This window comes from Streptomyces sp. col6, from assembly GCF_008042035.1.
Lineage (GTDB): Bacteria > Actinomycetota > Actinomycetes > Streptomycetales > Streptomycetaceae > Streptomyces.
Genome location: NZ_RDBL01000013.1, coordinates 1,218,399 through 1,239,658, shown reverse-complemented (window position 1 = coordinate 1,239,658; position 21,260 = coordinate 1,218,399). Strand labels below are relative to the sequence as shown.

17 protein-coding genes and 1 pseudogene are annotated in these 21,260 nt (G+C 72.1%); 6 read left to right on the top strand and 12 right to left on the bottom strand.

All coding sequences use genetic code 11. The annotated features are described in order from the left end of the window. The first annotated feature begins 3 nt into the window (after positions 1-3). Positions 4-1,617, top strand: a complete 1,614-nt coding sequence (locus EAO73_RS22285) for a glycerol-3-phosphate dehydrogenase/oxidase (RefSeq protein WP_147973244.1) — start codon at positions 4-6, stop codon at positions 1,615-1,617. Positions 1,618-1,726: 109 nt separating this feature from the next. After that, positions 1,727-2,398 carry a FadR/GntR family transcriptional regulator gene (locus tag EAO73_RS22280; RefSeq protein ID WP_147973243.1) on the top strand — a complete coding sequence of 224 codons (672 nt, stop codon included), beginning with the start codon at positions 1,727-1,729 and terminating at the stop codon, positions 2,396-2,398. An 85-nt stretch (positions 2,399-2,483) separates the two neighbouring features. Here EAO73_RS22280 and EAO73_RS22275 read toward each other — a convergent pair whose 3' ends face one another. From EAO73_RS22275 to EAO73_RS22255, 5 genes are all read right to left on the bottom strand, one after another. Next, a complete protein-coding gene (locus EAO73_RS22275) occupies positions 2,484-3,536 on the bottom strand; it encodes an ABC transporter permease (protein WP_147973242.1) in 1,053 nt (350 codons plus the stop codon). Beyond that, a complete protein-coding gene (locus EAO73_RS22270) occupies positions 3,533-5,053 on the bottom strand; it encodes a sugar ABC transporter ATP-binding protein (protein WP_147973241.1) in 1,521 nt (506 codons plus the stop codon). Before EAO73_RS22270 ends, EAO73_RS22275 begins: the two co-directional genes overlap by 4 nt. Positions 5,054-5,055: 2 nt before the next feature. Beyond that, the gene (locus EAO73_RS22265; RefSeq protein ID WP_147973240.1) at positions 5,056-6,096 is read right to left on the bottom strand and encodes a sugar ABC transporter substrate-binding protein; all 1,041 of its coding nucleotides are present in this window, start codon (positions 6,094-6,096) and stop codon (positions 5,056-5,058) included. Between the two features lie 62 nt (positions 6,097-6,158). Next, positions 6,159-6,938, bottom strand: a complete 780-nt coding sequence (locus EAO73_RS22260; RefSeq protein ID WP_147973239.1) for an SDR family NAD(P)-dependent oxidoreductase — start codon at positions 6,936-6,938, stop codon at positions 6,159-6,161. Next, the gene (locus EAO73_RS22255; protein WP_147973238.1) at positions 6,935-8,272 is read right to left on the bottom strand and encodes an L-fuconate dehydratase; all 1,338 of its coding nucleotides are present in this window, start codon (positions 8,270-8,272) and stop codon (positions 6,935-6,937) included. The genes EAO73_RS22260 and EAO73_RS22255 overlap by 4 nt, the downstream gene beginning before the upstream one ends. 257 nt (positions 8,273-8,529) lie before the next feature. Here EAO73_RS22255 and EAO73_RS22250 point away from each other — a divergent pair, with 257 nt between their 5' ends. Further along, complete coding sequence (locus tag EAO73_RS22250; RefSeq protein ID WP_147973237.1) at positions 8,530-9,726, top strand: PAC2 family protein; 1,197 nt, start codon at positions 8,530-8,532, stop codon at positions 9,724-9,726. A gap of 60 nt (positions 9,727-9,786) precedes the next feature. Here the strand turns inward: EAO73_RS22250 and EAO73_RS22245 are convergent, their stop codons facing one another. The 5 genes from EAO73_RS22245 to EAO73_RS22225 form a co-directional block, all read right to left on the bottom strand. Beyond that, a complete protein-coding gene (locus EAO73_RS22245) occupies positions 9,787-12,837 on the bottom strand; it encodes an NPCBM/NEW2 domain-containing protein (protein ID WP_147973236.1) in 3,051 nt (1,016 codons plus the stop codon). A 124-nt stretch (positions 12,838-12,961) separates the two neighbouring features. Beyond that, the gene (gene mshC / locus EAO73_RS22240) at positions 12,962-14,191 is read right to left on the bottom strand and encodes a cysteine--1-D-myo-inosityl 2-amino-2-deoxy-alpha-D-glucopyranoside ligase (RefSeq protein WP_147973235.1); all 1,230 of its coding nucleotides are present in this window, start codon (positions 14,189-14,191) and stop codon (positions 12,962-12,964) included. Between the two features lie 130 nt (positions 14,192-14,321). Further along, on the bottom strand, positions 14,322-15,161 hold the full coding sequence (locus EAO73_RS22235) for an SCO1664 family protein (RefSeq protein ID WP_147973234.1): 840 nt from the start codon (positions 15,159-15,161) through the stop codon (positions 14,322-14,324). After that, the gene (locus tag EAO73_RS22230) at positions 15,125-15,715 is read right to left on the bottom strand and encodes a DUF3090 domain-containing protein (RefSeq protein ID WP_019521000.1); all 591 of its coding nucleotides are present in this window, start codon (positions 15,713-15,715) and stop codon (positions 15,125-15,127) included. The genes EAO73_RS22235 and EAO73_RS22230 overlap by 37 nt, the downstream gene beginning before the upstream one ends. 93 nt (positions 15,716-15,808) lie before the next feature. Then, on the bottom strand, positions 15,809-16,507 hold the full coding sequence (locus EAO73_RS22225; protein WP_147973233.1) for a histidine phosphatase family protein: 699 nt from the start codon (positions 16,505-16,507) through the stop codon (positions 15,809-15,811). Between the two features lie 88 nt (positions 16,508-16,595). Here EAO73_RS22225 and corA point away from each other — a divergent pair, with 88 nt between their 5' ends. Further along, the gene (gene corA / locus EAO73_RS22220) at positions 16,596-17,591 is read left to right on the top strand and encodes a magnesium/cobalt transporter CorA (RefSeq protein WP_147973232.1); all 996 of its coding nucleotides are present in this window, start codon (positions 16,596-16,598) and stop codon (positions 17,589-17,591) included. Between the two features lie 21 nt (positions 17,592-17,612). Here the strand turns inward: corA and EAO73_RS22215 are convergent, their stop codons facing one another. Then, entirely contained in the window at positions 17,613-18,401 is a 789-nt protein-coding gene (locus EAO73_RS22215; RefSeq protein ID WP_147973593.1) for a ferritin-like domain-containing protein, read from the bottom strand. Between the two features lie 268 nt (positions 18,402-18,669). After that, complete coding sequence (locus EAO73_RS22210; RefSeq protein ID WP_147973231.1) at positions 18,670-19,719, bottom strand: LLM class F420-dependent oxidoreductase; 1,050 nt, start codon at positions 19,717-19,719, stop codon at positions 18,670-18,672. Positions 19,720-19,860: 141 nt separating this feature from the next. Here EAO73_RS22210 and EAO73_RS22205 point away from each other — a divergent pair, with 141 nt between their 5' ends. Together EAO73_RS22205 and EAO73_RS22200 are read left to right on the top strand one after the other, a co-directional pair. Continuing rightward, positions 19,861-20,844 (top strand): aldo/keto reductase, encoded by a 984-nt coding sequence (locus tag EAO73_RS22205; protein ID WP_147973230.1) that lies wholly within the window; start codon positions 19,861-19,863, stop codon positions 20,842-20,844. Beyond that, positions 20,841-21,260 (top strand): annotated as a pseudogene (locus EAO73_RS22200) (DNA helicase RecD); the annotation flags it as partial. The gene EAO73_RS22205 and the pseudogene EAO73_RS22200, both read left to right, overlap by 4 nt.

Here is a 21,260-nt window from a genome sequence, read left to right as displayed (position 1 = left end):
ACCATGACCACCCTGCAGAGCGTCCCCGCCCTCGGGACGCATCCGGCCTCCGGCTCCCTCCCGAGCCGCGCCGAGACCCGGGAGCAGCTCTCCAAGGCGACGTACGACCTCCTGGTGATCGGCGGCGGCATTCTGGGCATCTCCACCGCCTGGCACGCCGCGCAGTCCGGGCTGCGGGTGGCTCTGGTGGACGCCGGCGACTTCGCCGGCGCCACCTCCTCCGCCTCCTCCAAGCTGCTCCACGGCGGTCTGCGCTACCTGCAGACCGGCGCGGTGAAGCTGGTGGCGGAGAACCACTTCGAGCGCCGTGCGGTCTCGCGCCAGGTGGCCCCGCACCTGGCCAACCCGCTCACCTTCTACCTGCCGGTGTACAAGGGCGGGCCGCACGGCGCGGCGAAGCTCGGCGCGGGCGTGTTCGCGTACTCGGCGCTGTCCGCCTTCGGCGACGGCGTCGGCCATGTGATCAGCCCGTCCCGGGCGGCGCGCGATGTGCCGGAGCTGCGTACGGAGAACCTCAAGGCCGTCGCGGTCTACGGGGACGACCAGATGAACGACGCGCGGATGGCGCTGATGACGGTCCGCGCGGCCGTCGACGCGGGCGCGGTGGTCCTCAACCACGCGGCCGTGACCGGGCTGCGGTTCACCCGGGGCCGGGTGACGGGCGCCGAGCTGCGGGACTCCATGGACGGTACGGAGTTCGGCGTGACCGCCCGGCTGGTGCTCAACGCGACCGGGCCGTGGGTGGACCACCTGCGGAAGATGGAGGACCCGAACGCCGCGCCCTCCATACGCCTGTCCAAGGGCGCCCACCTGGTGCTCAAGCGGACCCGGCCGTGGAAGGCCGCGCTGGCCACGCCGATCGACAAGTACCGCATCACGTTCGCCCTGCCCTGGGAGGACATGCTGCTCCTCGGCACGACGGACGAGGAGTACGAGGGCGACCCGGCGGATGTCGCGGTGACCGAGAAGGACACCGCGCAGATCCTGGACGAGGCGGCGTTCTCGGTGCGCGACCAGCAGTTGTCGCGGGACCTGATCACGTACTCCTTCGCCGGGCTGCGGGTGCTGCCGGGCGGGCCGGGCGACACCTCGAAGGCCAAGCGCGAGACGGTCGTGACGGAGGGCCGGGGCGGCATGCTCTCGGTGGCCGGCGGCAAGTGGACGACGTTCCGGCACATCGGCCGTACGGTGATGAACAAGCTCGCCGCGCTGCCGGGGCACCCGCTGGCGGAGGACATGGAGCCGATGGCCCGGCTGCCGAGGAAGCTGCCGCTGCCCGGGATCGCCAACCCGAACGCGGTGGCGCACCGGCTGCTGGTGGACGGCGGGACGCCCGGTCCCCGGATGGGCGCCGACACCGCGCGGCACCTGGCCACGCACTACGGTTCGCTCGCCTTCGACATCGCGCGGCTGGCCAACGAGAACCCGGCGCTGGGCGAGCGGGTCCACCCGGACGCGCCGGAGATCTGGGCGCAGGTCGCCTATGCCCGGGACCACGAGTGGGCCGAGACGGCCGACGACGTGCTGCGGCGGCGGACCACGCTGACGATCCGGGGCCTGGCGACGGACGAGGTCCGGGCCGGTGTGGAGAAGGTGCTCGGCGAGCGGCGCGGCTGAGCGGGGACGGGCCGGTACGGCCGGCGGGCCACAAGTTGGTCCGACGGTCGTACCGGCCCTTTTTCCGGCCGCATAATAGGGCGATACATCGGATGTCTGGAGGTCGCCCATGGCTGTCACCGACGAGGCCATCGAGAAGATCAAGGGAATGATCGTCTCGGGTGCGCTACGACCCGGCGATCGTCTCCCCAAGGAGAGCGAACTCGCCTCGGAGCTGGGGCTTTCCCGCAACTCGCTGCGGGAGGCGGTGCGCGCCCTGTCGCTGATCCGCATTCTCGACGTCCGCCAGGGCGACGGTACCTATGTGACGAGCCTCGACCCGCAGTTGCTGCTGGAGGCGCTGAGCTTCGTGGTGGACTTCCACCGCGACGACACCGTGCTGGAGTTCCTGGCGGTGCGCCGGATCCTGGAGCCCGCCGCGACGGCGATGGCGGCGAGCCGGATCAGCGAGGAGCAGCTGGACGCGCTGGGCGCGCAGCTCGAAGCGCTGGGCGAGCGGCCGTCGGTGGAGGAGCTGGTCGCCTGCGACCTGGACTTCCACCGGGGCATCGTCCAGTCGTCGGGCAACTCCGTGCTCTGCTCGCTGCTGGACGGCCTCTCGGGGCCGACGACGCGGGCGCGGGTGTGGCGCGGGCTGACCCAGGAGGACGCGGTGAGCCGGACGCTGCATGAGCACCGGGCGATTCTGGCGGCGCTGCGGGATCGCGATGCGGAGGCTGCGCGGGCGTGGGCGACGGTGCATGTGGCGAGCGTGGAGCAGTGGTTGCGGTCCACGTTGTGAGCGTTTCGGGGCTCTGCCCCGGGCCCCGCTCCTCAAGCGCCGGACGGGCTGAGAGAGCCCGTCCGGCGTTTGAGGACCGAGTGGTTCAGTCCTGCTTCTCGCCGCTCGCGTAGCGGGAGATGACCAGGGCGACGATGATGATGGCGCCGTTGAGGAACTGGTTCCACAGGGCCGGGACGCCGCCGAGGGTCATGACGTTGACGACCAGTTGGAGCGTCAGTACGCCGGTCAGGGCGCCGAACAGCGTGCCCCGGCCGCCCTTGAGGCTGATGCCGCCGATCACCGCGGCGGCGAACACCTGGAAGATCCAGCCGTCGCCCTGGGTGGCGGCGACCGCCCCGTAGTGGCCGGTGTAGAGGATGCCGGCGAAGGCCGCGAGCAGGCCGCCGACGGCGAGGACGATCCAGGTGACCCGGTCGACGCGGATACCGGCCGCGCGGGCCGCTTCCGGGTTGCCGCCGATCGCGTACAGCGCGCGTCCGTGGCGCAGCCAGGCCAGCGCGGCGCCGCCGGTCCCGAAGAGGACCAGGCAGATCCAGACGGCGGCCGGGACCCCGAACCACTCGCTCTTGCCGAGGTAGCGGAAGGACTCCGGGACGTCGGTGATGGACTTGCCCTCGGTGATGCCGATGTGGAGGCCGCGCAGCATCGTGAGCATGCCGAGCGTGGCGATGAAGCCGTTGACCCGGAGCTTGAGCATCAGGAAGCCGTTGACGGCACCGATCGCGAGGCCGACCAGCAGGCAGAGCGGGATCGCGGACCAGGCGGGGAGCAGCCCGAGGCCGGCGAAACGGCCGCCGTCGGTGGGCAGCACCAGCCACATCGCGACGACGGGCGCGATGCCGATCGTGGACTCCAGCGAGAGGTCCATCCGGCCGCAGATGAGGATCAGGGCCTGGCCGAGGACCAGCAGGCTCAGTTCGGAGGACTGCTGGACGACGCTGATCAGGTTGTCGGAGGTGAGGAAGACCGGCGAGACGATGAAGCCGATCAGCATCAGGACCAGAATCACCGGCACCAGGGAGAAGTCGCTCCACCGGATCAGTCTGAGCCTGCTCAGCGGGGTGTTCCCGCCCGGGGAGCCTTTCAGCGCCGTGTCGAAGTCGTCGGCCGTGGACGGCCGTACCGTGCCGGTCATTCCCTCTCCCCCACACCTTCCATGGCGGCGACGAGTTCCCCGTCGGTCCACCCGCTGTCGAACGTTGCGACGACCCGCCCGTGGAACAGGGCGAGGACCCGGTCGCAGACCCGCAGATCGTCCAGTTCGTCCGAGACGACGACGGCGGCGTTGCCCGCGTCGGCGACCCGGCGTACGACTCCGAGGAGCGAGTCCTTGGACTTGACGTCCACGCCCGCGGTGGGCCGGACCGCCACAAGCACGCTGGGGTCGCGGGCCAGGGCGCGGGCGACCACGACCTTCTGCTGGTTGCCGCCGGAGAGCCCGGAGACGGGCTGCTCGGGGCCCTGGGTCTTGATGTCGAGCGAGGCGATCATCCCCCGGGCGAACTCCCTGGTACGCGAGGGCAGGACGGTCCCCCACGGGCCGAGCTGGTCGGCCACCGTGAGGGTGGCGTTCTCTGCGACGCTGCGCTCCGGGACGAGGCCCTGGTCGTGCCGGTCCTCCGGGATGTAGCCGATCCCGGCGGCCAGCGCGTCCGGCACGCTGCCCGCCCGTACGGCCCTGCCCCGCACCCGGACCGTGCCGCCGCCCGCCTTGCGCATTCCGGCCAGCACCTCGCCGACGGCGGTGTTGCCGCTGGCCGCCGCTCCGGCGAGGCCCAGCACCTCGCCGGGGCGGACCTGAAGGTCCAGGGGCTCGAACCGGCCCGGGAGGCTGAGCTGTTCGGTGCTCAGGACGGGCTCGGCGGACGAGTCGGGCGCCGTCCCGCCCGCCGCGTGCCAGGCGGTCGCGCCGGCGGCCTTCTCCCCGGTCATGGCCGCGACCAGGTCCTCCTTGGCGACCTCGGCGACGGGGGCGGTCAGGACGTGCCGGGCGTCGCGGTAGACGGTGACCGCGGTGCACAGCTCGTACACCTCCTGGAGGTGGTGCGAGATGAAGAGGAACGCCACGCCCCGGCTCTGCAGTTCGCGGAGCTTGTCGAAGAGGCGGGCGATGCCCCGGGCGTCGAGCTGGGCGGTCGGCTCGTCCAGGACGATCAGCCGGGCGCCGAAGGACAGCGCGCGGGCGATCTCCACGAACTGCCGCTGCTCGACCGCGAGATCGCGTGCCCGGGTGTTCGGGTCGACCTGGACGCCGTACACGGCGAGCAGCTGCTCGGCGCGCTTGCGCAGCCTTCCCCAGCTGATCCAGCGGGTGTTCTCGTCGAAGCGGTTGAGGAAGAGGTTCTCGGCGACGGTCAGATCGGGGACCACCATGGACTTCTGGTAGACGCAGGCGACCCTGGACTGCCAGGCCGTGGTGTCGCCGAAGGCGGGCGCGGGCTCGCCGCCGAAGGTGACCGTGCCCGCGTCCGCCTTGTGCAGCCCGGTCAGGACGCCGACCAGCGTGGACTTGCCGGCGCCGTTGCGGCCGACGAGCGCGTGCGACTCGCCGGGCCGTACGGTCAGCTTCACCCCGTCGAGCGCCACGGTAGGCCCGAAGCGTTTGACGACGCCTTCCGCCTGTACGGCGGGTGGTGGTGCCTGAGCGTCCATGGCTAGTTCTTCTTCTCCAGCTGGTTGGCCCACAGCTTCGGGTCGTCGACGTTCTCCTTGGTGACCAGGGGTGCGGGAAGCTGGTCCTCGTAGCCGTTCGGGATCTTGATGATGGTGGAGTCGTGGTCGGTGGGGCCCGCCTCGAAGGTCTTGCCGTCCAGCGCCGCCTTCGCGTAGTACAGCGCGTACTTCGCGTACAGGTCGGCGGGCTGGGAGATCGTCGCGTCGATCTTCCCGGCCCTGATGGCGTCGAACTCCTCGGGGATGCCGTCGTTGGAGATGATGGTGATGTGGCCGTCCGAACCGGCGGGCTTCAGCAGCTTCTTCTGTTCCAGGAGCGCGAGGGTCGGCTGCAGGAAGACGCCGCCGGCCTGCATGTAGATGCCGTTGATGTCCGGGTGTGCGGCCAGCGTCGACTGGAGCTTCGCGGAGGCGACGTCGCCCTTCCAGTCGGTGGCCAGCTCGAACACCTTGATGCCGGGGAAGTCCTTGTCCATGCACGCCTTGAACGCCTCGGAGCGGTCGCGGCCGTTGATGGAGGACAGGTCGCCCTGGAACTCGACGACCTTGCCCTTGCCTTTCAGCTGCTCGCCGAGGTACTTGCAGGCGTTGGTGCCGTACGCCTTGTTGTCGGCGCGCACCACCATGTAGATGTCGCCCTTGTCGGGGCGGGTGTCGACACTGACGACGGGGATCTTCCTGTCGTTGAGGCTGTTGAGCGACTCGGCTATCGCGCCGGTGTCCTGCGGGGCCATCACCACGGCCTTGGCGCCCTGGTCGGTGAACGTCTGCACGTTGGCGACGAGCTTGCCGATGTCGTTCTGCGAGTTGGTCAGCGGGAGGGCGGAGACCTCGCCGTCCTTGACGCCCTTCTTGATGTAGTTCTGGTACGAGTTCCAGAAGTCGCTGTCGCTGCGCGGCAGGTCGATGCCGACCTTGCCGCCGCCCGCGCCGCTGTCCGACGATTCGCGGTTGCAGCCCGCGAGGGCGGTGACGGCCAGCAGTACGGCACAGGCTGCCGCACTCGTCGTACGCACTCTCATTGGTGTCCCGTTCCTTTGTGGGTCGCGGCTCGGAGCCCGGTTGGCATGGCGGCGGTGCGGGTTCAGCGGTCGGCGGGGCGCAGGCGCAGGCCCTGCATCCCGCCGTCGACGGCGAGGGCGGTTCCCGTCACGGAGGCCGCGGCGGGGCTCGCGAGGTAGACGACCGCGGCGGCCACCTCGCCGGCGGAGACCAGCCGGCCCAGCGGCTGCCGGGCGTCGAGGGCGGCGCGTTCGGCGGCCGGGTCGTCGGCCTGCTCCAGGAGCCGGCCGATCCAGGGCGTGTCGGCGGTGCCCGGGTTGACGCAGTTGACGCGGACGCCCTCGCGGACGTGGTCGGCGGCCATGGCGAGGGTGAGCGAGAGGACGGCGCCCTTGCTCGCGCTGTACAGGGCGCGCTGGGGCAGCCCGGCGGTCGCGGCGATGGAGCAGGTGTGGGTGATGGATACGGCGCCGGGGCGCTCGGCTGCGGCCCGGCGCAGGTGCGGCAGGGCGTGCCGGGCGGCGCGGACCATGCCGAGGACGTTGATGTCGAGGACCCGGGCCCACTCGGCGTCGTCGTTGTCCTCGACGGTGCCGATGGCGCCGATGCCCGCGTTGGAGACCAGGGTGTGCAGGGAGCCGAGTTCGGCGGCGGCCCGGTCCACTCCGGCGCGCACGGCCGCGTCGTCGGTGACGTCGGCCTCGACGGCGAGGGCGCCGTCGGGGGCGCCCGTGATGTCCCGGTCGAGGACGGCGACGCGGGCCCCGCGTTCCAGGAGCAGGGTGGTGACGGCGGCCCCTATCCCGGAGGCGCCGCCCGTCACCAGGGCGTTCATGCCCTCGAAGTCGCGTGTGCCGGTCATCGGGCGTTCTCCTTCTCGGTGCGGCGGGCCTGCCAGACGGGGCCCTGCGGGTAGCGGTGGGCGGCGATCGACTCGGGGCGCATCCTGGCCGAGAAGCCGGGCGACGCGGGGGCCGTGTAGTGCCCGTTCTCGATGACGGCGGGGTCGACGAAGTGCTCGTGGAGGTGGTCGACGTACTCGATGACCCGGTCCTCGCGGGTGCCGGAGACGGCCACGTAGTCGAACATCGAGAGGTGCTGGACGAGTTCGCACAGGCCGACGCCGCCGGCGTGCGGGCAGACCGGGACGCCGTACTTGGCGGCCAGCAGCAGGATCGCGAGGTTCTCGTTGACGCCGGCGACCCGTGCGGCGTCGATCTGGACGAAGTCGACGGCGCCGGCCTGGAGCAGCTGCTTGAAGACGACCCGGTTGGCGACGTGCTCCCCGGTGGCGACCTTGACCGGCTGCCCGGCGCGCACGGCGGCGTGGCCGAGTACGTCGTCGGGACTGGTCGGCTCCTCGATCCAGTGCGGGTCGTACGGGGCCAGCGCGGTCATCCACGCGACGGCGTCGGCGACGTCCCAGCGCTGGTTGGCGTCGACGGCGATACGGACGCCGGGGCCGACGGCCTTGCGGGCGAGCGCCATCCGGCGGACGTCGTCGTCGACCCGGCCGCCGACCTTGAGCTTGATCTGGGTGAAGCCGTCGGCGACGGCCTGCTCGGCGAGCCGGACGAGCTTGTCGTCGGAGTAGCCGAGCCAGCCGGGCGAGGTGGTGTACGCGGGGTAGCCCTCGGCGCGCAGCCGGGCGGTGCGTTCGGCGCGGCCCGGTCCGGCGGCGCGCAGGATCGCCAGTGCCTCGTCGGGGGTGAGGGCGTCGGTGAGGTAGCGGAAGTCGACGAGGGAGACCAGCTCCTCGGGTGTCATCTCCGCCAGGAACTGCCAGACGGGTCTGCCCGCCAGCTTGGCGGCCAGGTCCCAGGCGGCGTTGACCACCGCACCGGCCGCCATGTGCATCACACCCTTCTCGGGCCCCAGCCAGCGGAGTTGGGAGTCATGGGTCAGCTCCCGGTACAGGGCGCCGAGGTCCGCCGCCGTACGCGGTGCGGAACGCCCGGTCAGATAGGGCCGCAGCGCCTCGATGGCGGCGGCCATGACCTCGTTGCCCCGGCCGATGGTGAAGCAGAAGCCGTGGCCCTCGACCGGGTCGCCGTCCGCACCGGCGGCGTCGGTCCGCAGGACCACGTAGGCCGCCGAGTAGTCGGGGTCGGGGTTCATGGCGTCCGAACCGTCCAGTTGTTCCGAGGTCGGAAATCGGATGTCGTGGACCTCGAAATCCGTGACGGTCTGGCTCATGCGCGCCCCCAGGGGAATTAACATCGGACCTCTGTGCCGGTCATCCGATGTATAGCCGCCTCCGAGGCGGCAAGTCCAGAGCGATGCGCGAATTTTTGGCCGACAGCTCGGATGTATCGAGAGTACGTTGCCCCACTGAGGGGGGTTCCGCACCCCGATACACCCTCTTCACCCGGCCGTGCACGGGGGCTGCGGTCCGGGAGGCCACAAGCCGTAAGGTTGGTCCGTACGCAAGGGAACTTCGGAAGGAGGCCTGGGTGATCGAGCTCGAGGGGGTTCCCGAGCTGATCGACCCGGTCATGGTGGCCGCGTTCGAGGGGTGGAACGACGCAGGTGACGCCGCCTCCACGGCGGTCGCGCATCTGGACCGGGAGTGGAAGGGCGAGGTGTTCGCAGCGCTGGACGCCGAGGACTACTACGACTTCCAGGTCAACCGCCCGACCGTCTTTCTGGACGGCGGGGTGCGCAAGATCACCTGGCCGACGACCCGGCTCTCCGTGGTCCGCGTCGGCGGGGACAAGCCACGCGACCTCGTGCTGGTCCGGGGCATCGAACCGTCCATGCGCTGGCGCTCGTTCTGCAACGAGATCCTGGGCTTCGCGCACGAACTGGGCGTCGAGATGGTGGTGGTGCTCGGTGCGCTGCTCGGCGACACCCCGCACACCCGCCCGGTCCCGGTCAGCGGGGTGACGTCCGACCCCGATCTGGCGCGCACCATGGACCTGGAGGAGACCAGGTACGAGGGCCCGACCGGCATCGTCGGCATCCTCCAGGAGGCGTGCACGCACGCGGGCGTGCCCGCGGTGAGCCTGTGGGCGGCGGTGCCGCACTACGTGTCGCAGCCGCCCAACCCCAAGGCCACACTGGCTCTGCTGAACCGTCTGGAGGACCTGCTCGGGCTGCGCATCCCGCTCGGCGAACTGCCCGAGGACGCCCGCGCCTGGCAGGTCGGGGTCGACCAACTGGCCGCCGAGGACAGCGAGGTGGCCGAGTACGTGCAGACGCTGGAGGAGGCCCGGGACACCGCGGAGCTGCCCGAGGCGAGCGGTGAGGCGATCGCCCGGGAGTTCGAGCGCTATCTGCGGCGCCGCGACCCGGGCCCCGCGCAGCCGCCCGGCGGGCATGCCACGGAGAGCGGGGACGCGACGTACCTCCGGGACACGTCGAGCGGCCGGACGAGACCGCCGAAGCCGGGGCCCGGCCAGCCGGGAGGTCCCGCCCAGCCCGAGGGTCCCGGCCGGTCGGCGACCGGCCGGCCACCGGCCGACGGGCCCGGCGACCGGGCCACGGGCACGGAGGGCGGCCCGGCGCAGACCCCCGGCGACGAACAGCCGGACGGCGACGGCCCGGACGTCTCCGGTGCGGACGACGACCGCACGGGCGGTGGCGGGCCGGCCGAGGACCGTCCGGACGGCGGCGAGCCGGACGACGACGGCCCCGGCTCGCGGGGCTGAGAGCGGCACGGAGCCGGGCGGGTACGCACCCGCCCGGCTCCTTCGCTGTGCGACCGGCATTCAGGAACAGCTGAAGCGCGCCGCGGCCCAGTCCCCGTGGTCACCGGTCTTGGACCCGTTGGTGTCCGTGACCTTGAGACGCACATGGCGCGCTCCGTCGAGCGCCACGTCGACCGGTACGGCCTCCGAAGCGCCGGTCACCTTCGGCGAGGTCCACAGCACCTTGCCGTCCGCCTCGACGGAGAACGCGACCTCGCCGTACCCATTGATCTCGTCGTCGATGCCCGCGTCCGCGGTGAAACGGGAGCACCGGCCGCCGAGGTAGACCTCGATGTCGGAGTCGGCGTGGGTGCCGATCCCCTTTTCGTACGTCTTCCCGGCCAGTGCGAGCGGGTGCCCGTCGGCAGCGCCCGACTCGCCGTTGCTGCGGTCGCGTTCGGCGGGGCCGTAGCCGTTGACCGCGTTCAGCCACTCCATGTCGCTCGCCCAGGTCTCACCGGTGGGCGGCGCCGGCATGACGGAGACCGCCAGCCGCTCCGTGGCGGTGCGGGACTCGCCCGCCGACCGGTAGCGCGCGAGGGCGGTCAGCCGCGCCTCGCCCGCCTTGGCGTCCTTCGCCGGGGTGACCTCGACCGCGACGCGGCGGGTGGTGCCCGCCGGTATCCGCCCGACGGGCGCGGCGGGGGTGGCTTGCCAGCCCTTCGGGACGTCGAGCGTGACGGACGCGTCCGTCACATCGGCCCTGCCCGCCGTGACGTCCACGGCGACGGTGCTCGGGGCGCCCGCACCGGCCTCCTGGCCGCGCGGGGCGGAGACGGCGGCGGTGGCGGCGGCGCTCCGGCCGCCGACCGCACTGGTGTGCTTCAGCTCGACGGAGAACTTGCGGTCCGTGGAGAGCGGTGCGGTCTTGATCCTGACCACCCCGCCCCGGTCGTCCCGGTCGTAGAACCAGCCCTGCTTCGCCTTCGCGTACGCGGCGGCCGAGGTGAGCCGGGGCAGCGTGCCGTTCAGCCGGACCGCGCTCGGCTCGGAGCCGGTGTGCACGGTGAACTCGTAGGGGCGGCTGCGCTGCTTGCCGTCGAACCTCCCCTTGCTCGCCCCGATGTCCACGGTGACGTCGCCGGAGCCCCGGGAGGGTGCGCGGACGTCGGCGGTCTGCGTGGCGTACGCACCGTCGCGGTGCTCACGGGTGACGCCGTCGTCCTCGTACAGCGTGAACGAGGAGCGGCCCTGCGGGTAGATGTCCCAGGCCAGCGGGGAGGAGGCGGTGCGGTCGGTGTACGAGCGGATGCCCGGCCACATCGGCACGCTCGCCCCGGCCTTCACGAACAGCGGCAGGGTGTCGAGCGGGGCGCTGTAGTCGTCGAGGGTGACGGGGCCCTGGTAGGTGCGCCCGCTCCAGTAGTCGGTCCAGGTGCCCTTCGGCAGGTAGATGCCGTCGCGCTCGGTGCTGTCCTCGTAGACCGGGGCGACGAGGAAGTCCTCGCCCGACATGAACTCGTACTTCGCGGTGTCGGTCGCGGCCTTCGGGTCGTCCGGGTACTCCAGGGCCAGCGGCCGGACCATGCCGACACCGGTCTTCGTCGCCTCGTGGGCGTAGGAGTACTGGTAGGGCAGCAGCGACTCCTTGAGCTTGAGGTAGTCGCGGTTGATGGAGGTGTACGGCTCGCCGTAGCGGAAGGGCTGCTTGTCGCTGGCCGCCCAGCCGTCCATGGTCATCGTGGTCCCCAGGAACATCTTCCACTGGAGGTCACGGGTGTACGTCTTGGCGCTGCCGCCGAAGATGCCGTCGACGTCGCCCGTGGTGTAGGCGAGGCCGGACATCGTGGCGCCCGCGTAGGTCGGGATCTGCCAGCGGATGTAGTCCCAGGTGCCGTACTGGTCGCCGGACCACTGGACGCCGCAGCGCTGCGCGCCGGACCAGCTCTCGGGGGCGTACGTGAAGCCGCGGGCGTCGCTGTTGGCCTCGATGCCCTTGTAGGCGTCCTTGCAGCCGTCCAGGGCGAACTTGTAGCCCGCGCCGACCCAGGCCACGTCCAGCTTGGCGACGCGCTGGCCGGCCTTGACCTGGTCGCCGAGCTTGTCGATGCCGTCCTCGGTCCACAGACCGGCCTGCATGCCGCGGTCCTGGAGGCCCTTCGCGGTCTCGGCGAGGTTCTCGTAGCCGCAGCCGTAGCCGTCGTTGACAAGCATCCAGCCGTTGGGCATGTCGTTGTCGAGGTAGCCGTCGGCGACCTTCAGCGCGTCCAGGGTGTGACGCTCACCGCGGTTGGCGTTGTGCAGGTAGCAGTCGGCGTCGCCGATCTCCATGCCGTAGACGGGCGGCAGGAAGGGCTTGCCGGTGAGCTGCGTGTACTGGCCGATGACGTCCTTGGCGCTGTCGCCCGCGAAGTAGTACGCGTCGAAGCGCTGCTCCTTCTCGCTGGTGGTCACCGGGTCGTTGAACGCGTAGGTGCCGGGGGCGAAGGTGTTGCGGAAGACGCCGTAGCCGGCCGAGGAGAGGTAGAACGGCACCGAGTTGGGGTGGCCGCCGTCGTCCCAGTTGTAGTCGACACCCACCTCGACGGTCTTGCCGCGGTGCGAGGTGTTGCCCCGGCCGTTCTGCATGCCGGCGCCGTAGAACTGCTCGTTCGCGCCCCGGGCGAGGGTCTGGGTGGTCTGGTCGGCGTCCCAGCTCAGCCCCTTCGCCTCGGACCAGACCTGGCTGCCGTCGGCCCGGTACAGAGCGAACCGCAGAGGCGACTTGTAGACACGGAGGGTGACGCTGCGGGTGGAGAGCTCGTAGCGGTCGCCGCGCTCCTTCCAGCGGGTGCGGGGCGGTGTGCCCTGCGGCAGGACGATGGCGTCGCCGGCCGGGTCCTGGAAGGTGCCGTCCGGGGCGAGTTCGATACGGAAGGTCTCCTCGGAGACGAAGCTGACGCGGGCCTTGGCCGCCCCCGCCGTCAGGCGGTACACGGCCCCGTCGGCCGCGAAACCGGTGAGGTCACCGACCGTCGTGCCGACGGGCTCCGCCGTGTCGTCGGCACGGGCGGCGCCCGGCCCGGTGAGTACGGCGAGCAGTCCCAGCAGCGCTGCAACTACCGCCGATCTGATGCGCGTTGATGATTGCATAGAGCGCTTTTAGCGCAGCACCGAGCATTTGACCATGGACAAAACGGAACCGGCCCCGAACTTCATCAAGAAGTCCGGGGCCGGCGAAGTCGGCTGTTACGACGGAGAGTTACGAAGAAGGCGGCTAGAGCGCGACACCGAGCAGGGCGTCGACGGCGCGGGAGACAAGGCCGGGCGCCCCCTCGTCCGTACCGCCCTCGGCGGTCTGCCGCTCGGCCCAGCGGTCCACGGCGGCCAGCGCGGCCGGGGCGTCCAGGTCGTCGGCGAGGGCCGCGCGGACCTCCTCGACCAGGGCGTCGGCGGACAGCCCGTCGGGGCGGGAGACGGCGGCGCGCCAGCGGTCGAGCCGGGCCACCGCGTCGGCGAGCACCTGGTCGGTCCACTCCCAGTCGGAGCGGTAGTGGTGGGCGAGCAGGGCCAGGCGGATCGCCGCCGGGTCCACGCCGTCGCGGCGCAGGGCCGAGACGAAGACGAGGTTGCCCCTGGACTTGGACATCTTCTCGCCGTCCAGAGCGACCATCCCGGCGTGCACGTACGCCTGGGCGAAGGGGTGCTCGCCGGTGAGCACCTGGGCGTGCGACGCGCCCATCTCGTGGTGCGGGAAGGCCAGGTCGGAGCCGCCGCCCTGGACGTCGAAGCCCATGCCGAGGTGGTCGAGGGCGATGGCCACGCACTCGATGTGCCAGCCGGGGCGTCCGGCGCCGAGGGAGCCGCCGTCCCAGCTGGGCTCGCCCTCGCGGGCGGCCATCCAGAGCATGGGGTCGAGCGGGTTCTTCTTGCCGGGGCGCTCCGGGTCGCCGCCGCGTTCGGCGGAGAGCAGGCGCATCGCCTCGGCGTCGAGGTGGGACACCTCGCCGAAGTGCGGGTCGGTGTCGACGGAGAAGTAGACGTCCCCGTCGAGTTCGTAGGCGGCGCCCGCGTCGCGGAGCCGTTCGACGAGCGGCACGATGCCGGGTATCGCCTCGACGGCTCCGATGTAGTGGCGCGGCGGGAGCATGCGCAGCGCGGTCATGTCCTCCCGGAACAGGGCCGTCTCGCGCTCGGCGAGTTCGGTCCAGTCCTGTCCGTCGCGCACGGCCCGCTCCAGCAGCGGGTCGTCCACGTCCGTCACGTTCTGGACATAGTGAACCTGCCGCTTGGTGTCGAGCCACACGCGCTGCACGAGGTCGAACGCGTTGTAGGTCGCCGCATGACCCATATGGGTCGCGTCGTACGGCGTGATGCCGCAGACGTAGATGCGGGCGACGGGACCGGGGTCAAGGGTGATCCGTCCGCCGGTCGCGGTGTCGTGGATCCGAAGGTCGCGGCCCTTGCCGGGCAGGGCGGGGACCTCAGAAGCGGGCCAGGCATGCATGTCACGAGCGTAACCGGATGCGGCTTCCGGATACGAACCGGAGGGGCGATCCTGACCGAAGAGGCACTCTTGCGCCCCGGCCCCGGACATGCATCCGGGAGCGCCGGCCGACGGCCGGCCGGCGCGGGCGTCAGACCGGCGGCCAGGGGATGGCGGGCCACTCGCCGCTCGGCTCCCGGTGCACCCCGCTCGTCCGCAGGCCGCCCACGCGGACCCGCAGGGCCTCGATCTCGGCCGCCGTGATGAGTTCGGCCAGCCGGGTGACGAGTGCGGCCCCGGGCTCCAGTTCCGCGGCCAGCCGGTCGAGGACCTCGACGGCCTCCGCGGTCAGGGGTTCGCCCGCCCAGCCCCAGAGCAGGGTGCGCAGCTTGTCGTCGGCGTTGAAGGTCACGCCGTGGTCGATGCCGTAGAGCCGGCCGCCGGGCGCGGGCAGCAGGTGGCCGCCCTTGCGGTCGCCGTTGTTGATCACCGCGTCCAGTACCGCCAGCCGCCGCAGCCGGGGATCGTCCGCGTGCACCAGCAGGGCGGTCTTCCCCTCCCCCACCTCGGCGAACGCCACGGCCTTCCAGCCCTCGCCGGGCTCCTCGTCCTCCACGAGCGCGAGCAGCCCCGGCTCGTCCCCGCCCGGCTCCTCGGCCTCGATCCAGAGCTGGCACATGCCCTGTCCGTACGGGCCGTCCCGCAGCACGGTGGGCGGTACCAGGCCCCAGCCCGTGGCCTCGGAGACCGCGTAGGCGGCCACCTCGCGCTGGGCGAGGGTGCCGTCGGGGAAGTCCCACAGGGGCTGCTCCCCGGCGACCGGCTTGTACACGCAGTACGCCTCCTCGCCCTCGTGGGCGACGGAGCAGTACAGCACCGCGTTGGACGCCCCGCGGACCTGCCCGAGGACGGTGAGCGTGCCCTCGGCCAGCAGGGCGACCTGCTCCGCGTCGGTCAGGCGCCCCGGCGGTATCCGTTCTGGCGCGGGCATACGTGTCCTTCCGGGTCGAGCGGCAGGCTGCACAGCGGGCACGGCGGACGGCCCGCGTTGACCACGTCCAGGGCGCGCTTGGCGAACGCGCGGGCCTGGGCGCCGGTGAGCCGGACACGGAGCATCGGCGGGCCGTTCTCCTCGTCCTGGAGCAGCCGCTCCTCGGCCTCGGCCAGGTCCTCGACGGAGTCGGCGTCCAGCTCGACCAGGGCCTGGGCCTCGACGATCATGCGCTGTTCCTCGCCGTCCCAGGCGAGCGCCATGGTGCCGACGCGGAACTCCTCCTCGACGGGGTTGTCGAGCGGGGCGGTGTCGGTGACGTCCGTGGGAGCGACGGCGGGCACCGGGGAGTTGCCGCCGGTGCGCCGCACCACCTCGTCGAGCAGTTCGTCCACGCGCTCGGCGAGGGCGGCGACCTGGGTCTTCTCCAGGGCCACGCTGGTGACACGTCCGCCTGAGGATGCCTGCAGGAAGAACGTACGGCGTCCAGGCAGCCCGACCGTGCCGGCCACGAAGCGGTCCGGGGGGTCGTAGAGGAACACCTGACGGGACACGTCCTGTCTCCCTTGAGAGTCGACGGCGGATGAGGGTGGGGCCGGAGCCTCGGAAAGCGTTCTACGGCGCGTCCACCCTACTGCGCGCGGCGATCACGGCGCCCCAGCGCCGCCCCCTACCGCCGCGTCCTGTGCGGCGCCGGTGTCCGGGCCCGGTTCGCGGGGCGCGAGTCCGGCGAGGTCGCCCGTGTCGCCGAGGCGCAGCAGATAGGGGCGCAGCCGGGTGTAGCGGATCGCGGTGACCGAGCACGGGTCGGCCTGGACGCGCTGGAAGAGGTCCAGATGCATGCCGAGCGCGTCGGCGACCACGGACTTGATGATGTCGCCGTGCGAGCACATGACGTAGACCGCGTGCTCGCCGTGCTCCGCCTCGATCCGCGCGTTCCACTCCCGTACGGCGTCGACGGCGCGGGCCTGCATCGCGCGCATCGACTCGCCGCCGGGGAAGGCGGCGGCGGAGGGGTGCTGCTGGACCACGGTCATCAGCGGTTCGTCGGTGAGTTCGGCGAGTTTGCGGCCCGACCAGTCGCCGTAGTCGCACTCGCTGATCCGGTCCTCGATGTGCAGCGGCAGGTCCGGGCGGGCGTCCAGCAGGGGCGCCAGGGTCTCCCGGCACCGTTGCAGGGGGCTGCTGACGGCGGCGGCCAGCGGCAGCGCGGCCAGCCTTCCGGGGAGCGCTGCGGCCTGTCCGGCACCGCGCTCGTCGAGGGCGACACCGGGGGTCCGGCCCGCGAGCACTCCGGCCGTGTTGGCGGTCGAGCGTCCGTGGCGTACGAGGATCAGGGTGGGCATGCGTTCCAGCGTACGGGCCCGCCCCGGCACCCCGGGGGCCGCGCGGCCTCATGGCCAAAGGTGCATACCGGGCCGGAAGCAGGGAAGAATGCGCGCCGTGATTGTCGACTGCGCCATCTACCGCGACGGACGCCGGACCGAGGGCCCCGCCGACTTCTCCGATGCCCTCGCCGAGGCACGGGCCTCCGGCGACGCGTTCCTCTGGATCGGCCTGCACGAGCCGACGGAGAAGGAGTTCGACCTCGTCAGCCACGAGTTCGGACTGCACCCGCTGGCCGTGGAGGACGCGCTCTCCGCCCACCAGCGGCCGAAGCTGGAGGTGTACGACGACTCCCTGTTCGCGGTGGTCAAACCGGTCCTGTACGACCACGACAGCGACCAGGTGACCACCCATGAGCTGATGGTGTTCATGGGCGACTCGTTCGTGGTGACGGTCCGGCACGGCGAGGGGGCGCCGCTGGCCGCCGTACGCCGCCGTCTGGAGGCCGACCCGGAGGTGCTGAAGCACGGGCCGACGGCGGTCCTGTACGCGGTCAGCGACGCGATCGTGGACCACTACATAGACGTGGCGGGCGAGCTCCAGGTCGACCTGGAGGAGCTGGAGACGCAGGTCTTCGCGCCGAGCGGTACGGACGACTCCAAGAACACCGCGGCGCGCATCTACACCTTCAAGCGCCAGGTGCTGGAGTTCCGCCGGGCGACGGTCCCGCTGAGCGCGCCGATGGCCCGCCTCGCGAGCGCCGGGGTGCCGTTCGTCCAGGAGCACGCGCAGCCGTTCTTCCGGGACGTCCAGGATCATCTGACCCGCGCCAACGAGCAGGTGGAGGGCCTGGACCGGCTGCTGTCCGACATCCTGTCCGCGCATCTCGCGCAGATGGGAGTGCGGCAGAACGACGACATGCGCAAGATCTCCGCCTGGGCGGCGATGGCCGCGGTACCGACCATGGTCGCGGGGATCTACGGGATGAACTTCGACCACATGCCGGAGCTGCGCTGGGTCGGGTCGTACCCGGTGGTGCTGCTGCTGATGGCGGGGGCGGTCGTGGGCCTGTACCGCCAGTTCAAGCGCCGCGGCTGGCTCTGATGCCTCGGGGGCCCGCGGCCCCTACGCGTACTCGGGCGCCGGCGTGGCGGGTCCGCCCAGGGCGTCGAGCCGGGCGGGCGGCGCCAGGCTGACCATGCGCCGCCAGCCGCCGAGGCGCTCGTACGCGTACAGGGCGTGGATGCCCGCGGCGAGCACGGCGGCCTTCGCGCGGGACCAGCCGAGCACCCGGCCCATGTGGTCCATGACGGCGAGGCTGACGTCGCGGTAGACGCGGATCTCGGCGAGCGCGCACTCACGCAGGATGTGCTGGATCGTGCGGCCGTGCCCGGCCCGCGCGAAGCGCAGCAGCTCCTCGTGGCAGTACGCCAGGTGGTTGTCCTCGTCGTTCGAGATCATCCGGACCGCGCGGCCGAGCTCGGGGTGGTCGGCGAAGTGCTTGTTCAGCAGCCGCATCTGCTCGGAGGCGCGCTGCTCGGTCACCCGGCTGTGGGCCAGATAGGTGATGATGTCGCGCTCGGTCAGGGGCTCCTCGCGGCCGAGCTGCTCGTGCGCGAGGCCGATGCCGTGCCGTTCGAGGAGCATCGTGTAGTCGGTGTCCGGCGGGACGGGAGCGGGGGCCAGGCCGCGCTTCCTGAGCAGTGCGTTGAAGATCCTGCCGTGCTTGTCCTCGTCGGCACCGTGCCGGGCGATCTTGGGAGCCAGCGGGCGCTGGCTCGCGGGAACGAGGGCCGCGATCCGGCCGTTCTCCCAGCCGCCCTGGGACTCGCCGCTGGCCGCGATGGAGCAGAACAGCCGGAACGAGTCGTCGTTGTCGAGGATCTCCTGGAACAGGTTCTTTGCCGAGAGCATCACTGCCACCTCCGTGCCGGCGTCGCCGAGCGCCAGTCAAATGCGCCCCGCCGGGGCGGGCAACAGGAGAGGGCGGCGACTGGGCCGAACGGGGGACCGCCGCGGAGCGGGGGCGCGGCCCCGAGAGGTCCGTCCGTGGGACGGAACCCCGGCGGACGAACCGTTTTTGCAGGGCCCCGTAACCCCGTGGTCCCGCCCGCGTTGTTCCACGTGACGGCCGTGGCGGGGAGGCCCCCGAGCCCCCACCACGGCCGTAGGTGTGCCGGCGCTACGCGAGCCCGGCGCGCTCCAGCGCGTCGGTGCCGGCCCGCAGCGCGGCGATCCGCTCGTCGAGCGTGAAACCGGCCGGCGCCAGGGTCAGCGTCGTGACCCCCACCTCCGCGTAGGCCTGCATGCGCTCGGCGATGCGGTCCACGGAACCGAGCAGCGTGGTCTGGTCGATCAGCTGGTGCGGGACGGCGGCCGCCGCGCCGCTCTTGTCGCCGGCGAGGTACTTCTCCTGGATCTCGGCGGCCTCCTTCTCGTACCCCATGCGCTGCGCCAGCCGGTTGTAGAAGTTCTGCTTGGCACTGCCCATGCCGCCGACGTACAGCGCGGTGTACGGACGGAACATGTCCGCGAGGCCGGGGATGTCGTCGCCGACGGCGAGCGGGACGGTCGGGCAGACGTCGAAGCCCTCCATCGTCTTCCCCGCCTTCTCCCGGCCGGCCCGCAGATGGCTGACCGCGGTCTCCTCCAAGTGCTCGGCGGACGGGAAGATCAGCAGGGCGCCGTCGGCGATCTCACCGGTCTGCTCCAGGTTCTTCGGGCCGATCGCGGCGATGTACAGCGGGATGTGCTCGCGCTGCGGGTGCACGGTGAGCTTGAGCGGCTTGCCCGGACCGTCCGGCAGCGGGAGCGTCCAGTGCTCCCCCTCGTACGAGAGCCGCTCGCGGGTCATCGCCTTGCGGACGATCTCCACGTACTCCCGGGTGCGGGCCAGCGGCTTGTCGAACTTGACGCCGTACCAGCCCTCGGAGACCTGCGGGCCGGAGACACCGAGGCCGAGGCGGAACCGGCCGCCGGACAGCGAGTCGAGCGTGGCCGCGGTCATGGCCGTCATCGCGGGCTGGCGCGCCGGGATCTGGAGGATCGCCGAGCCGACGTCGATGGACTCGGTCTGCGCGGCCACCCAGGCCAGGACGGTCGGTGCGTCGGAGCCGTACGCCTCGGCCGCCCAGCAGACGTCGTAGCCGAGCCGGTCGGCCTCCTGCGCGACGGCGAGGTTGTCGCCGTCCATCCCCGCGCCCCAGTAACCGAGATTGATGCCGAGCCGCATAGCCGAACCCCTTACTGATCAGTAACGTCCCTGAGCTCCGGACTCTAGCGCGCGGGAGTGGGATCCGGCAGGGGGCCGCCCCCACGCCGGTTGTCCACAGCCCTGCGACGCGTGCGGCCCCGGCCAGTAATCTCAGCGCCCATGGAGCAGAGGCATCTGGGCCGTACCGGCCTTCGAGTGTCCCGAATCGGGCTCGGCACCCTCACCTGGGGCCGGGACACCGACGAGCACGACGCCGCCGAGCAGCTGAAGGCGTTCTGGGAAGCGGGCGGCACCCTGGTCGACACGGCCGACGTGTACGGCGGCGGCGAGGCCGAGTATCTGCTCGGGCGGCTCGTGGACGGCCTGGTGCCCCGGCGCGACCTGGTCATCGCCACCAAGGCGGGCAGCGTCGCCGACCCGTACCGCAGGGTCGACGGCTCGCGCGGGCACCTGCTGGCGGCCCTCGACGCCTCGCTGGGACGGCTCGGCACGGATTACGTGGATCTGTGGCAGCTCCACGCGTTCGACCCGGAGACCCCGCTGGAGGAGACGCTCCAGGCCCTGGACCTCGCGGTGTCCTCCGGGCGCGCCCGGTACGCCGGGGTGTCCGGCTTCTCCGGCTGGCAGCTGGCGAAGGCCGCGACCTGGCAGCTGGCGGCCGCCGGGACGCGGACCCGGCTGGCCGCGACGCAGATGGAGTACTCGCTGCTCCAGCGCGGCGTGGAGCGCGAGGTGCTGCCCGCCGCGCTCGACCTGGGCGTGGGGCTGCTGTCCTCCTCGCCGCTGGGCCGGGGCGTGCTGACGGGCAAGTACCGCACGGGGACACCGGCCGACTCGCGCGGCGCGTCCGAGCTGCTGGCCCCCTTCGTCGAGCCGTACCTCGACGACGCGGCGAGCCGCATCGTGGACGCCGTGGCGACCGCGGCGGAGGGGCTGGCCACGTCCGCCGCCCAGGTCGCCCTGGCCTGGGTCCGGGACCGGCCCGGGGTGGCGGCGCCGATCGTCGGCGCGCGCAACGCGCAGCAGCTGACGGAGGCGTTGTCAGTGGAGACGCTTAGTCTTCCTGACGAGATCCGCCAGGCGCTCGACGACGTGTCGGCGCCCGTGCACCGCTATCCCGACCAGGACTGGAGCACCCTGTGACCGCGCTTCCCCGGGGGGAATCCCCCGGCACCCCGGCCACCGGTGACGACACCGCCGCCACCCCGGACGACCCCGCCACCGGCCCCGCGCCCACGGCCGATACCGCCCCCGCCGACGGGCCAGGGGCGGCAGCCGACGGCGACGCGGTGGACGACGCGCAGGCGGGCGGTCCGGGCGACGACGGCGCCGGGGACGGCGACCGGGGCGATGCGCAGGGCGGCACCGAAGGCGCCCCCGTGCTCTCCGAGGCCGAGGCCGAGCTCGCCGCGCAGCGTGAACTGCGCGAGCGGATCGAGCAGCGCAAGGCCGAGAAGGACGGCCCGATCGACGCCGGGGCCAAGCTGAGCGGCACGGCGGCCGACCTGCTGGCGGCCGCCGKGCCGCTCAGCTTGGCCCCGGCGTCGATCGGGCCGTCC